14 protein-coding genes and 1 riboswitch are annotated in these 13,654 nt (G+C 36.1%); of the genes, 8 read left to right on the top strand and 6 right to left on the bottom strand.

Features of this window, described 5'->3' with window-relative positions:
* The first annotated feature begins 99 nt into the window (after positions 1 to 99).
* On the top strand, positions 100 to 630 hold the full coding sequence (locus M3610_RS03740) for a hypothetical protein (protein ID WP_251456608.1): 531 nt from the start codon (positions 100 to 102) through the stop codon (positions 628 to 630).
* 78 nt (positions 631 to 708) lie between these two features.
* Here M3610_RS03740 and M3610_RS03735 read toward each other — a convergent pair whose 3' ends face one another.
* Positions 709 to 1,020, bottom strand: coding sequence for a HesB/YadR/YfhF family protein (locus M3610_RS03735; RefSeq protein WP_251456606.1), 312 nt, complete (start codon positions 1,018 to 1,020; stop codon positions 709 to 711).
* Positions 1,021 to 1,453: 433 nt separating this feature from the next.
* Here M3610_RS03735 and M3610_RS03730 point away from each other — a divergent pair, with 433 nt between their 5' ends.
* Complete coding sequence (locus M3610_RS03730; RefSeq protein ID WP_098572135.1) at positions 1,454 to 1,750, top strand: hypothetical protein; 297 nt, start codon at positions 1,454 to 1,456, stop codon at positions 1,748 to 1,750.
* A gap of 143 nt (positions 1,751 to 1,893) precedes the next feature.
* On the opposite strand, the gene M3610_RS03725 is transcribed toward M3610_RS03730, so the two are convergent.
* From M3610_RS03725 to M3610_RS03705, 5 genes are all read right to left on the bottom strand, one after another.
* Positions 1,894 to 3,246 carry a hemolysin family protein gene (locus M3610_RS03725; protein WP_251456604.1) on the bottom strand — a complete coding sequence of 451 codons (1,353 nt, stop codon included), beginning with the start codon at positions 3,244 to 3,246 and terminating at the stop codon, positions 1,894 to 1,896.
* Between the two features lie 291 nt (positions 3,247 to 3,537).
* On the bottom strand, positions 3,538 to 4,866 hold the full coding sequence (locus M3610_RS03720) for a hemolysin family protein (RefSeq protein ID WP_098572137.1): 1,329 nt from the start codon (positions 4,864 to 4,866) through the stop codon (positions 3,538 to 3,540).
* 144 nt (positions 4,867 to 5,010) lie between these two features.
* Positions 5,011 to 5,193: a hypothetical protein gene (locus M3610_RS03715; protein ID WP_251456602.1), complete on the bottom strand. Its 183-nt coding sequence runs from the start codon at positions 5,191 to 5,193 to the stop codon at positions 5,011 to 5,013.
* Between the two features lie 9 nt (positions 5,194 to 5,202).
* A complete protein-coding gene (locus M3610_RS03710) occupies positions 5,203 to 5,757 on the bottom strand; it encodes a GNAT family N-acetyltransferase (RefSeq protein ID WP_098572138.1) in 555 nt (184 codons plus the stop codon).
* A 148-nt stretch (positions 5,758 to 5,905) separates the two neighbouring features.
* Positions 5,906 to 7,033 carry a histidine kinase N-terminal domain-containing protein gene (locus M3610_RS03705; RefSeq protein WP_098572139.1) on the bottom strand — a complete coding sequence of 376 codons (1,128 nt, stop codon included), beginning with the start codon at positions 7,031 to 7,033 and terminating at the stop codon, positions 5,906 to 5,908.
* Positions 7,034 to 7,249: 216 nt separating this feature from the next.
* Positions 7,250 to 7,358: riboswitch (TPP riboswitch) on the top strand.
* Between the two features lie 113 nt (positions 7,359 to 7,471).
* Between M3610_RS03705 and thiT the strand changes: the two genes are divergently transcribed.
* The 6 genes from thiT to M3610_RS03675 all read left to right on the top strand — a co-directional run bounded on the left by thiT (position 7,472) and on the right by M3610_RS03675 (position 13,378).
* Positions 7,472 to 8,053 carry an energy-coupled thiamine transporter ThiT gene (gene thiT / locus M3610_RS03700; protein WP_251456600.1) on the top strand — a complete coding sequence of 194 codons (582 nt, stop codon included), beginning with the start codon at positions 7,472 to 7,474 and terminating at the stop codon, positions 8,051 to 8,053.
* Positions 8,054 to 8,239: 186 nt separating this feature from the next.
* Positions 8,240 to 8,464, top strand: coding sequence for a FeoA family protein (locus tag M3610_RS03695; RefSeq protein ID WP_098572141.1), 225 nt, complete (start codon positions 8,240 to 8,242; stop codon positions 8,462 to 8,464).
* Positions 8,464 to 10,467 (top strand): ferrous iron transport protein B, encoded by a 2,004-nt coding sequence (gene feoB / locus M3610_RS03690; RefSeq protein WP_251456598.1) that lies wholly within the window; start codon positions 8,464 to 8,466, stop codon positions 10,465 to 10,467. Before M3610_RS03695 ends, feoB begins: the two co-directional genes overlap by 1 nt.
* Before the next feature lie 21 nt (positions 10,468 to 10,488).
* Positions 10,489 to 10,644, top strand: a complete 156-nt coding sequence (locus M3610_RS03685) for a FeoB-associated Cys-rich membrane protein (protein ID WP_251456596.1) — start codon at positions 10,489 to 10,491, stop codon at positions 10,642 to 10,644.
* A gap of 110 nt (positions 10,645 to 10,754) precedes the next feature.
* Positions 10,755 to 11,210 (top strand): helix-turn-helix transcriptional regulator, encoded by a 456-nt coding sequence (locus tag M3610_RS03680; RefSeq protein ID WP_098572144.1) that lies wholly within the window; start codon positions 10,755 to 10,757, stop codon positions 11,208 to 11,210.
* Positions 11,211 to 11,404: 194 nt separating this feature from the next.
* Positions 11,405 to 13,378 carry a transglycosylase domain-containing protein gene (locus tag M3610_RS03675; protein WP_396953634.1) on the top strand — a complete coding sequence of 658 codons (1,974 nt, stop codon included), beginning with the start codon at positions 11,405 to 11,407 and terminating at the stop codon, positions 13,376 to 13,378.
* Positions 13,379 to 13,654: the final 276 nt, after the last annotated feature.

Below are 13,654 nucleotides of genomic sequence, written 5' to 3'. Positions count from 1 at the left end.
GCTAAATCTTATGACGGAAACACTTAATGCTTTTTTAATATAATAAAATATTGTAAAATGAACAAGGTTTCAAAAATAGCAAATTAGGGAGTAATGGAAATGAAAAGGTTCTTGTTATTTGTGTCAGCGATTATGATGGCTATTGGCTTATCTGCCTGCTCAAGCAATGATGAAGCAAAAACAGACAAGAAGGAAACAACGGAAAAAACTGCATCTAAAGTAGATGTTAAAAAGGAATTAGTCAGATTTTATATGGATCTTGGTAATAAAATTAACGCAAAAGATGCAGATTTAAATGCTTATGTTGCAAAGGCAACTAAAGAAGATGCAACACCTGAGGAATTACCGAATGCTGAAGATCGAGCTAAAGCAAGTGAATCGGCAGCTTCGGTTGCAGCCGAATTAAATACTTATCAAATTCCTGCATCATTAAAAGATAAAAAAGCTGATCTTGATGCGGCGATTAAGGATTTTGCGGCTTCATACCAAGCTAAAGCAGATGAATTAAAAAAGGAAACCCCTAATTTTGATGCAGCTACTGCAACCTTCACACAGGGTGAGGAAAAACTTGGTAAAGTATTTGAGAGTGAAAAATTACTTCCGCCAGGCCTCGACAAACAAGTGAATTAATATCAAATCCAAACTCATAGATAAAAAACAAGCCACATAAATAAATGCTGGCTTGTTTTTTATTGTCTTAATATCGAATTAATTTACCGCTAAGCTTGGGAGTTCGTGGTATGTGACCATAATTTCATCTAGATAGTTATCCATAGTTAAGGATGTTTTAGTATCTTCAAAGAACCAAACATCATTGTCTTCAACAAAGAAGGTAATCCCATTAATTTCTTTAGAATATCCAACATGAACAGGGGATTCCGCTGAAAAAGCAAGGGTAAAGCCTTTATGCTTTATTCCAAACCCAGCGTATTGTGGGAACATCCGAATACAAAATGGTTTGTTAAATTCGAATTCATTTGTAAACCATGTGGCAGCTCTTTCATCAATAGAAATGAACATCTAAAAGCACCAACCTTTTCCTATTAAGTATTGATCCAATAAGGAAAGAAATGGATGTCTTGGTTTAAGCTAGTATCGTCTGTTTCCATTTTCCTATAATGAAAGATTATAACTTTTATATAGTTTTGCATGTGATTTTATTCACGGACGGGTCCTTCGATATTAAGATTTTTTAAAATGTTCATTTATTTTTCTTAAAATGTTCACTTGTGTGCAAAGAATCACAACTTTTTTTTCAAAAAAGGTTTTAATAACTAATAAATAGTACTTTAATGGAGGAATATATGGTTAAAAGTGTGGATGCGGGGGATATGTAATAAGGGTTTGGAAAATTTAAATCATTGTTCACTTCAATCAAGTGTTGCTGATATTGTAACATATTTATAGTGAAAATAATGATAAGATAAGGGCAAGAACGAAGGGGGGACCTCCGATGGTACAAGAAATCGATAAGCTAACAGATAATGTTAATGACATAAAAAGTTTATTCCGTACCTTAAATGAAACATTAGAAAGTATTGAAAGACGGTTATCCCGGCTTGAAAAAATGGATAGCATAGAACACCGTGTAGAAGTAAATCAAATTGACCTTTCTGATATCAAGGAATCGCTTCAACGCATTGAAGAAACACATAGTAACGAAATTCAACATATCAACCGACGGCTTGATTCTCATTTAGTTAAAATTGCTAAAATAGAAGAGGAAATGATTATATTTAAATCTAGATAATCATTGCAGGAAGCGGGTTAAAGGATCAGATTGATAAAAATCTGGTCCTCATTGTTTTTAGTTAGAAAACGTTTGCTGGGTCTAAGGTCCTGTGGAATCATTTAAAAAACCAGACGGGTAAAAATCCGTCTGGTTAGAATGTTTTAAGAAAGCACTTCTGAATTGGATATTGAAACTTGTTGACTAACATTCTCGTCATTACTGGCGTTTTTCGTGACCTCAATATAACGAATATGATGCTCTTCCATATCAAGAATTTTAAAGGAATAAGTGTCATGAAGGAGGACATCGCCCTCTTTGGCTTCGTAATTTTCGGTTAGAATCCAGCCGCCAATTGTATCCACATCTTCATCTTCAATTTCTACTCCCAAAAGGTCATTAACCTCACTAACTAAAACTTTAGAGTCAATAATATAATGGTGCTCTTTAATTTTGCGTACCTCTGGAATTTCGTCCATATCGAACTCATCACGAATTTCCCCAACAATTTCTTCGAGGATATCTTCAACGGTTACAAGTCCCGAAGTACCACCATATTCGTCCATTAATATTGCCATGTGAACGCGGTCTTTTTGCATTTTTACTAATAGGTCATGGATTGGAATCGTCTCTATTACTCTAATAATTGGTCGAGTATAGTTTTCCAGTGTCCGCTCTGATAGTTTTTCATTGCCAATTATATCTGTCATTACTTCTTTTATATTGATAAGCCCGATTATATGGTCCTTATCCCCATCAATGATGGGATATCGTGTAAATTTTTCCTCTCGTAATACCTGAAGAAAGGTTTCAAGTGTATCTTCTTTAGATAAGGATACGATTTCTGTTCTTGGAACCATAACTTCTTTGGCAATACGGTTATCAAATTCAAAAATTTTATTTACATACTTAAACTCAGATTGGTTAATTTCACCACTTTTGTAGCTTTCAGAAAGGATAATTCGAAGTTCTTCCTCTGTATGTGCAATTTCATTTTCTGATACAGGCTTAAGACCGAAAAATTTAGTCGTAATTCGTGCAGAGCCATTAAGCAGCCAAATAACGGGATACATTACCTTGTAAAATAGTACAAGCGGACGTGCCACCAACAAAGTAATCCATTCTGCCTTCTGAATTGCTAATGTTTTAGGAGCAAGTTCCCCTACAACTACATGTAAAAAGGTAATTGCTGCAAATGCAAAGCCAACAGATAATACTTGGTTAAAGCTTGCTGGAATATTCAGACTTTCGAATATTGGATGGAGAATCTTTTCAAAAGTTGATTCACCTAGCCAACCTAAACCAAGGGCTGTGATGGTTATTCCCAGCTGACAGGCCGAAAGGTATTCATCCAGATTAGATATTACTCTTTTAGATGTCACTGCACTCGAATTTCCCTCTTCAATTAACTGATCAATTCTTGAGCTCCTAATTCGGATAATTGCAAATTCTGAAGCAACAAAAAAAGCAGTTAACGCAATTAAAATGGCTATAATAACCAAGTTAAATATGTCCAAATAAGTTCCCTTATCCTGTTTTTAGACAGGTAAGGAGTCACCTCCCAGTTTGATAAAAAAATTGGCTCTTATTTCCTTGAATTAATTTCTAGTTTTCTCCTAATCTCGTCTAATGGTCATCATACCACCTCGACAATTTAATAAATTAACAATAATTATAAAGAATTTGAACTATACAGTCAAACGTTCTGGTTAGTATATTAGTTGATAACTATATTTTATGGAGAAACATAGTGAATATGAACAATAAAGACGAAATATTACAAAAATTTAGACGAAAACAAACAGATCCTACTCAAGAGCAGCATCTGTTTGTTTTTCATCTGAATCTGCTTTAAAAACCTCTATGTACAAGATATGGTGTCCTTCAATCTCCTGAATTTGAAATACAAAATCTTCATGTTCAATGGAGTCACCTTTATGTACATCAAATTTTTGTGTTAAAAACCAGCCGCCAATCGTATCGACATCTTCCTCATCCAGTGTGGTACCGAGAAGGTCGTTTACTTCACTAATTAAAACTTTACCATCTAAAATAAAATGTCCATCATTTTTTTTCTGGATAAGAGGAAGCTCATCCAAATCAAATTCATCGCGTATTTCACCAACAATTTCTTCGAGTATGTCTTCAACCGTGACAATACCTGCTGTCCCGCCATATTCATCTGATAAAACAGCCATATGGGAACGATTTTTTTGCAGTTTGAGCAGAAGTTCCTGAATCGGTATGGTTTCAATGACATGAATGACGGGTTTTAGATAGGGAAGCAACGGTCGGTCTCCAGTGCATTTTTGCTGGATACAATCTGTTAAGACTTCTTTTATGTTAATAACCCCTAAAATATTATCCTTGTCACCATCAATAAGTGGATATCTTGTATACTTTTCTTCCTTAACGATTTCAATAATTTCTTCCATGGATGCATCTTTTGAAAGTGTTACGAGTTCAGTTCTGGGAACCATAATTTCTTTAGCAACCCGATTATCAAATTCGAATATTCGGTCCATATATCGATATTCAGATTGGTTTATTTCACCACTTTCATAACTTTGTGAGAGAATTAATCTTAATTCTTCCTCAGAAAGGACAATATCGTGTTCGGATGCGGGCTGTACCCCGAAAAGTCCAGTAACAAACCGCGCCGACCTATTTAGTATCCAAATAAACGGGTACATCAATTTATGAAACAAAATTAACGGTCGAGCAAAAAACAAGAGAATTTCTTCTGCTTTCTGAATCGCAATCGTTTTGGGTGATAATTCACCAATGACTACATGGAAAAAAGTGATGACAATGAAAGCAAGGATAAACGAAATAATGTGTTTAAGTGATAAAGGGATGTGAATTAGGTCAAAAACTGGATCTAACAGTTCCCGAATAGTAGGCTCCCCGAGCCAGCCTAAAATAAGGGAGATAATTGTAATGCCCACCTGGGTGGCGGATAAATAACCATCCAAATTTGAAATTACCTTCTTAGCTGCTTCTGCTTTTGGATTACCTTCCGATAATAATTGATCAATTCTTGTGGATCGAACCTTTACCATCGCAAATTCTGAAGCAACAAAAAGGGCGGTAAAGGCTATTAGGATAACAATAATTAATACATTCATCCAAATCATCTATCACCTTACAGGTGTAAGGTATGCCACCTCACTTCCGTTGGTCTCTAAACATTATTTCAAAAAAAAAATCTATTAGCAAATCGAACAGAAAAAATGCTGCCAATTCGGCAACATCCATGAAACTGATAGTCAGTTTTTTATTTAGGCTGTGTTAAACTTGTCTGTTGATTTCCGTTCCAGGCACTTCGCTTTCCGCGGGCGTGCCGCGGAGCCTCCTCGTCGCTTTGCTCCTGCGGGGTCTCCCCTGCCCCGTACTCCCGCAGGAGTCTTCGTGCCTTCCTCTCCAATCAACAGAGTGTCAAAATCAACAATAATCTTTAACACAGCCTTTATTTAAATAAGAACTCGTTTGTTCCAGTCCCGGGCAAGCATACTGTAAATAAAAAGGTCATGAAAGCGGCCGTATAATTGTTCGCCTTCTCTAATGATACCCTCTTTTATAAAACCGAGTCTTTCAGGTATGGCACGGCTTTTTTTGTTTTTGATACCACAGCGGATTTCAACACGATTTAAACCTAATTGGAAAAATGCATAGTTAAGCAGGAACTGAACGGATCGAGTCATTATTCCATGACCTTCTGCCTTTTTTGAAAGGTAATATCCGATACTTGTCATTCGGTTGTGCCAATCTATTTGTTGTAAGCTAATTGAGCCTACCAACTCACCTTTATAGACGATCCCCACGTTAAATCCACTATTTTCTGCAAATTGATTTAGCCATATCGGAATAATGGATTCAAACTGATACGGGGATTTCATGCTATCCACCCATGGCAGCCATTCACGCAGATGTTCACGGTTTTCCTCCACCATTTGATAAAGACTTGATGCGTGATGTTGTTGAAATAGCTGGAGTTCAATATCATTATCAACCCTTAATGTAAACATTAGTCAAATCTCCCGATAAAAAATTTTTAGTTCATCATATGCAAAGCAGGTTGTTATCGGGAAGACTTAATATTAAGAAATAAAAAAATCCCTCCTTTATATAAAGTGGGATTGGTTATTCTAGCTATAAAATTACTTGTATATATGATTAGGTTAGGGCAGCAACCGGTAAGAGAATCGAGAATGTAGTTTTATCTGGAGATGAATCACATTCTAAATTTCCCTTATGTTTTTCAATAATTTCCTTGCAAACAAACAAGCCGAGGCCTGTACCTAGTTTTTTCGTCGTAAAAAATGGTTCGAAAATAGATTTTCTAAGTTCAGCAGGAATCACAGGCCCATTGTTGGAAATATTAATTTTGATGAACTGATGTTGTAGACTGCTATTGATCTCGATTGTAGGATTCGGATTCTCAGCATGATTCAAAACATCAATCGCATTAAAGATGATATTAATTAATACCTGTCTAATTTCATCTGCATACCCATTAAGAGTAATATCTTCACTGAGTTCTTTTCTTATTTTTACTTTTCCATCAAGTATGCTTGGATATAGGAAGTTTAAGACTTCCTCCACTAATGTATTTAAATTGAAGTTATCCTTTTCTTTACCAATTAACTCCTTTTTTGACAGAAGGAGAAATTGTGATATACGAAAATTAAGTTGATCCAATTCACTTGAAATGATATCTAAATATTTCATCTCCGGATGATCAGCTTTCAGTAATTGGATAAATCCTTGAACAGATGTCAAGGGGTTTCTAAACTCATGAATAAAGCTTGAGGTCATTTGCCCAAGCAATGTTAATCGATCCTGATGTGTAGAATCAATGTGCATTGTTTTTTCTTCAATAATTTTGTTTTTTGCTTCTGAGTAATGGGATACAGCATAGTATAAAAATTTATCGAAACAAAAATTTACATTGTTTAATGCTTCCTGCATGGCTGCCCATGGAATCCCAGTAATGCTTAAATGGCTGTATAGAACTGTTCTGCCAAGATTAACATTATAAACAAAATCACCAAGGTTAATATCAGCCAAAACTCTTTCTTCCGATACTTCAATAGCAAGTTTTTCAATTATGTCTAAAAGGTCTTTTTCCGTCATTTTATGCATATTAAGTAAAACATCGAGCAGAGCCTCGCCGTTTTCGTGAATTTTTAACTTAAAAGGATCCGTATTAGTGGTAACAATGGCATTTTCCCAATCTTGAATTAATTTCTGTTTATTTTGATTGAAAAAATCAATTAAATCTGTTTGGTTTTCCGTGAACATGCCGTCTTCCCCCTATGTTATTGACAAAAAACTCCTTACTGTACTTATTCGAGACATAAATAGAAATACCTCCTTTATTTTAAAATAAAAGTCTTGAATTTTATTCATATAGTCTTAATTGCTGATTCGACTAGGTAATAATAACGATAAGAAAGTATATTTTCCTTGTAAATGTGAATAAAGAAGAGTATATTTTTTTCTATGGAAACAATTGAATACTTCCACAGGGGGAGCTGCTATTCTTGCGGCTGAGAGTGAACGGTTAAGTTCTGACCCTATGAACCTGTTAGTTAACACTAGCGTAGGGATGTGGTTTGCCGATTATGAAAGCAATGCAGACAATCCTTAGCGTCGTGCATTGCTTTTTTTGTTCTTTATTTTATTGCACATCTTGTAATAGGAAGACTTCTAACGAGTCCAAAAATTGGGGGAGACGTTGTGAATCAAAAAAGAAGCAACACATTATTTATCGCTGAGGTGGCAGTTTTTTCTGCTTTAGCTTATTTATTGGATTTTCTAGCCGGAATTCTATCTTTAAAGATATGGCCACAGGGAGGTTCGGTGTCAATTGCCATGGTACCTATCTTTTTAATTGCTTATCGTTGGGGGATAAAAGGGGGCTTGTTAACAGGATTTTTACTAGGTTTATTGCAGGTTATCCTTGGATTCGCTCAAGTATACACATTCTTACAAGGATTTATTGATTATTTTCTTGCCTTTTCAGTTGTAGGGTTAGCGGGTGTCTTTACTGGTCTGGTGAAGGAGGCGATATCCAAAAATGAAAAAGGTAAGTGGATGACATATGTTATTATCGGTGCATTCTTAGGAAGTGCCTTAAGATACATCTGCCATGTTATTTCTGGCATCGTGTTCTTCGGTGAATATGCGCCAAAGGGGCAGCCGGTGGCCATTTACTCACTCCTATATAATGGAACATTCATGCTGCCAAGCTTCATCATCAGTGCAATCATTATCATCATTGTAATGAGTGCGGTACCAAAGAGATTATTTTCAAAATAACATTTATTAGTAATACGAATGGAAAAGGGCTTCAAGCTCTTTTCTATTTTTTTTATAAAGCGATTGTCGTTGATTCATGAAAATTCTTCAAACTTTTGACAAATTTATTAAGCTTTTTATCTCAAAAAAAGTGTTAAAATACAAGAAAGATAATCATTCTCAATTAGTGGAGATAGGGTGATATACATGTTTGGTTCATTAAAAGTAGGAGATAAAGGGAAAATTATTGATATTTCTCTTGTAGGTCACCTGGTACAAAGACGATTACTTGACTTAGGGATTACTGAAGGCTCTGAAGTGTGTGTAAAGTGTGTCATGCCATTTGGCGGTCCAATTATGATTGAATCTTGCGGACAATGTGTGGGTATTCGCCGTAGAGAAGCAGTTCGAATGAAAGTGGAGAGAATATAATGGACATCGCACTTATTGGAAATCCTAATACTGGGAAAACTTCATTATTTAATAATCTTACAGGTTCCTATGAGTATGTTGGTAATTGGAGCGGTGTCACCGTTGAAAAAAAAGTTGGTGTTTTTAAAAATAATATTGGTCATTTGACTGATTTACCTGGTGTGTATACACTTAATCCCTTATCGAAGGATGAAGGGGTAGTTACATCCTTCTTTCTTAATGAATCAGTGGACCGCCTGCTAAATATATTAGATGCTTCACAATTAGAACGAAATTTACATCTAACTTTGCAATTGCTTGAGTTTGAAAAACCAGCATTTATTGGACTTAATATGGTCGATGTAGCAAATAAACGCGGAATTCAAATTGATACATCTAAACTTTCTGAGCTTCTCGGAGTCCCGGTTGTTCCTATTGTGGCGAGAAATGGAAAGGGCTGTGATAAATTAGTTGATGTCATATCGACTCAATCAATCCAGCCTGCTAAAAAGAATCTTGTTTACTATGGTAAAGAGGTAGAAGCTGCAATTGTTGCTTTGACGGCTGAGATTCATGGCAAAACCAACCTTTCTGGACGATTTCTAGCTATTCAATATTTTGAAGGTAATGAATATGTTAGAAACTATGTAAATATTATTGTTGGCGAGAAAAAGCTTAATGATCTAATTGTTAACTTGGAGTCAACCTTACAAACACTTTATAATGTAAAATCATTAGCAAACTATATTTATCAAAAAAGAAGAGAAGCAATAGAAAAAATTGTTGTCGAAGTGGCCGTAAAAAGTAACTTTGACATTCCGCTTTCTGAGAAAATTGATATGATCGTTACCAATCGCTTTTTAGGAATGCCTATTTTCTTACTGCTTATGTATGTCATGTTTATGCTGACTTTTGATTGGCTCGGAACACCATTATCTGATGCTTTGGACGGATTTTTAACAGGACCCATTACGGCAGGATTTGAGTCAGTTTTAACCGCCATTCATGCTTCAAATTTTATTCATGCATTAATTATTGATGGTTTAGTTGCTGGGGTAGGCGGCGTACTCGTATTTGTGCCGCAAATTTTTATCCTATTTTTCTTTATTTCTTTATTAGAAGATTCCGGGTACATGGCCCGTGTTGCATTGGTAATGGACCGAATTATGGAGTCAGTTGGGTTAAATGGGAAGGCATTTATCCCTATGATGATTGGCTTCGGTTGTAATGTACCAGGAATAATGGCTGCCAGAACAATAGAGACACCACGGGAAAGGCTGGTTACCATATTGCTTACCCCGTTAATGTCCTGTTCAGCACGATTACCCGTGTATGCGTTATTTGTTGGAGCTTTTTTTGCGCGAAATAAGGCTTTAGTTGTGCTAAGCCTATATGTCCTTGGGATTGTAGTTGCATTGGTCCTAGCTAAAATCTTTTCGTCTACATTACTAAAATCGGAAGCTTCATTATTTGTTATAGAACTGCCCCCTTACCGTCTTCCCCAGTTTCAATCACTGTGGAGGAGTACTTGGGATAAAGGAAAAGGGTTTGTTAGAAAAGCTGGAACATTTATTTTTGCGGGTTCTGTCTTTATCTGGTTATTATCTTATGCTGGCCCCAATGGTTTAAAGGTTGACATGGATGATAGTTATTTAGCCGCGATTGGGAATATGATTGCCCCAATTTTTGATCCAATTGGATTTGGAACATGGCAGGCATCCGCCTCGTTAATTACAGGGTTCTTGGCAAAAGAGGCCATTATATCTACCATGAATATTATTTATTTTGTTCCGAATGATGCAAGTTTGCAAGGGTTATTGGCGAACTATTATACTCCGCTTGCTGCCTATAGTTTCATGGTTTTCATTTTGTTATACATCCCATGCCTTGCGACAGTAGCAACGATCTATAAAGAAACAAATTCAAAAAAATGGACAGCTTTTTCTATGATTTATGCATTTGCAATTGCTTATGTGCTTTCTTTGATCATCTATCAAGGCGGCAAATTGTTAGGACTTGTTTAATTCTAGAAAGAGGTGGAGCAAATGATTGCCAATATATTAATTGGAGCAACTATTTTTGGGTATGCATCATGGGCTTTAGTTAGGTTTATTAATAAATCAAAAAAGGGAAAATGCGGGGCATGCGATTTGAAAAATTCATGTTCTAGCAATTGCGAAATACCACCTAAATCCCTATAAATAATTGAAACTGTTATCTAAAAAGATAGCAGTTTTTTGATGTTAGGATTTGAAGATATAAACAAACTAGTGTAAAATTACACTAGTTGTAATTGAAGGAAGGGCTTAACTTGACCAGAGATGAAATTATAATGCAGGTTTCTGAAAAGCTTCGCCTTATACGGACGGAAGTTGGCTATACACAGGATAAAATGGCAGACATTATTGGTGTTTCTAAGAAAACACTTGTTCAAATTGAGAAAGGTAGAGTTTTAGCCAATTGGTCTACTGTCGTTTCGATTTGTGCACTTTTTCGTGAAACTGAAACAGTCCAATTTTTATTTGGGAATGAGCCGCTGGAGGTGTTAGAAACGGTTGCCCGCGAAGGGATAGATATTCGGAAGTCAAAAACGCTTGGCGGCCGGATTTGGTGGAGAGTTGTATCGAAAAAGAACGGGTATATTCTTCAACAAAATATTCTCAGTAAACATTTTCGGATTTTGGATGAAGAAAATTATCGGATCTTTAGCAGTATTGATGAAAAGGTATCAAAACACCGTTTTAAAGAATTAACGAAAAATGAATAAACGACTGAAAAAAGATGGGAATTCGCCATCTTTTTTCTTTTTTTTGGAATACTAAATATTGTCATAAAAACTTTCCCTATTTACGAAAATTAATCAATGATAGATTACTGATAAAGGATGTTTTTCAATTGGTATTAAAAGAGAAAATTAGGACTATCTTTAATAACTTGAAAAAGTGGCACTTGCTCCAAATTATGGTGCTTTCCATGTTAATCATTATCTTAAGTTTTTTTGGACTACTTTATTATTTTTCTAAGGATGCAGATATATCAGGACTTAAGAACGAACTGCCACAAGCAACCGTGTTTTATGATGTGAATGGAGATATAGCTAGTAAAGTGTCGGCGAATAAAAATGAAGGTGTCTCTATTAAGCAGGTTCCTAATTCAATGAAAGATGCGATTGTTGCGATTGAGGATCGTCGATTTTATCAACATAGCGGTGTGGATTTGATTGGGACATCAAGGGCGCTCGTCCGTGACTTAAAAGCTAGAGGAATGGTTGAAGGAGGCAGTACGATAACGCAACAATTAACTAAGAATACACTTCTCACTTCACAAAAAACCTTAAATAGGAAAATGGAGGAAGTTTTTTTAGCACTACAAATTGAGCGGGAATATTCAAAGCTAGAAATTTTGCAAATGTATTTAAATCAAATTTATTTTGGTAATGGTGCATGGGGGATTAAAACGGCTGCGAGCAAATATTTTGCCAAAGAGGTTAAAGACCTTTCAATCAGTGAATCCGCATTACTTGCAGGACTAATTAAAGCACCATCTGCCCTGAATCCTTATGAGCATATAGAGAAGGCGACTGAAAGGCGAAATCTAGTATTAGAACAAATGAAGAAACAAGGATATATTTCCGTTTCTCAGTATGAAAAAGCCATACATGAAAAAGTAATTTTGAATGATAAAGGCGGTGACCCGTTCCGAGGCAAGTTTCCATACTATGTTGACCAGGTTTTAGAAGAGGCTATAAACTTATATGGATTATCACAGGATGAATTACTAACAGGGGGCTATCAAATCTTTACAGAGCTTGAACCTGAAATGCAAACAGCCATGGAAGAGACCTATCAAAATGATTCTTTATTCCAAGAAGGAATAGATATCCTTGTTCAAAGCGGTGGTATCCTCCTAGACCCCAAGACTGGTGGAATTAAGGCAATTGTTGGCGGCAGGGGAAAACATACGTTTAGAGGTTACAATCGAGCTTCACAGTTAAAGGCTCAGCCGGGTTCCTCCTTTAAGCCATTAGCGGTTTATACACCTGCATTGGAGGAAGGTTGGAAGATGACTGATATGTTAAAAGATGAACCAATGACTTTTGGGAGTTATCAACCAAGTAATTACGATGATCAATATTCCGGTCAGGTGCCCATGTATGAAGCTGTAAAAGAATCTAAAAACGTTTCCGCGGTTTGGCTATTAAATGAACTTGGGGTTGAAAAAGGATTAGATTCCATTCAGCGGTTCGGAATTTCATTGGACAAAAATGACCGTAATTTATCCCTTGCCTTAGGTGGTTTACACAAAGGTGTCTCTCCTTTGAACATGGCTGAAGCTTTTTCTGTCTTTCCCAATAACGGAGTGAGAATGAAGGCCCATGCGATTAAAAAAATTATTGATGCTGATGGAAAGGTTGTGGCTGTCTGGAAGGCAAAAAAAGAAAGAGTCACAACCAAGGCTGTAACCGATAATATGACGACCATGCTTCTTGGTGTAGTGGAACATGGTACAGGTAAGGCTGCACAAATACCTGGCAGAGAAACGGCAGGAAAAACTGGTTCAACTCAGGTTCCAATAGAAGGGATAAACGGCCTGAAGGATCAATGGTTTGTTGGGTATACCCCGCAGCTGGTTGGGGCGATCTGGGTTGGCTATGATAAAACAGACAAAGATCATTATATCACGCCTGTCAGTAATAAAGGTTCAGCAGTTGTTTTTCGGGAAGTTATGACGAAAGCCTTAGCGAATGCGCCTGCTGAAAGCTTTAATGTCCCGCATATCTCCACATTGATTGAAAAGAAAAAGCAGGAAGATGCTGCTAAGAATCGGTTTAATTTTCAAGAGAATTTTACTAACGAGGTTCAGAAATGGGAGGAGAAATGGAATAAACAAAAGGAAAAATGGAGAAAAAAATGGAATGATAAGGGAGGGCATTAATATTCCTCTAGGTAAAGAAAACTATTTGAGACAATTCAGAAAAATGGGAATTGACAATTAAAAGAACTGGTGATAACCTACAAAGGAAGAAAAAAGGAAAGGGAGGGTTACAAAGATGACTAATTTCAATCATGTTTCTTTAACAATTAAATATTTGAATGTAACCTGTCCTGAAGAATTTTCCTGTTAATTTATCAATGTGAAGAAATTGATTAATGACAAAAACACAGGTTACGTTTTCTTTAATACGTGACGTGTGTTTTTTTGTCCCTTTTT

The sequence above is a fragment of the Neobacillus sp. MER 74 genome (genome assembly GCF_023714155.1).
The sequence above is the reverse complement of the archived record's forward strand: the minus strand, read 5'-3'. Positions and strand labels throughout refer to the sequence as shown.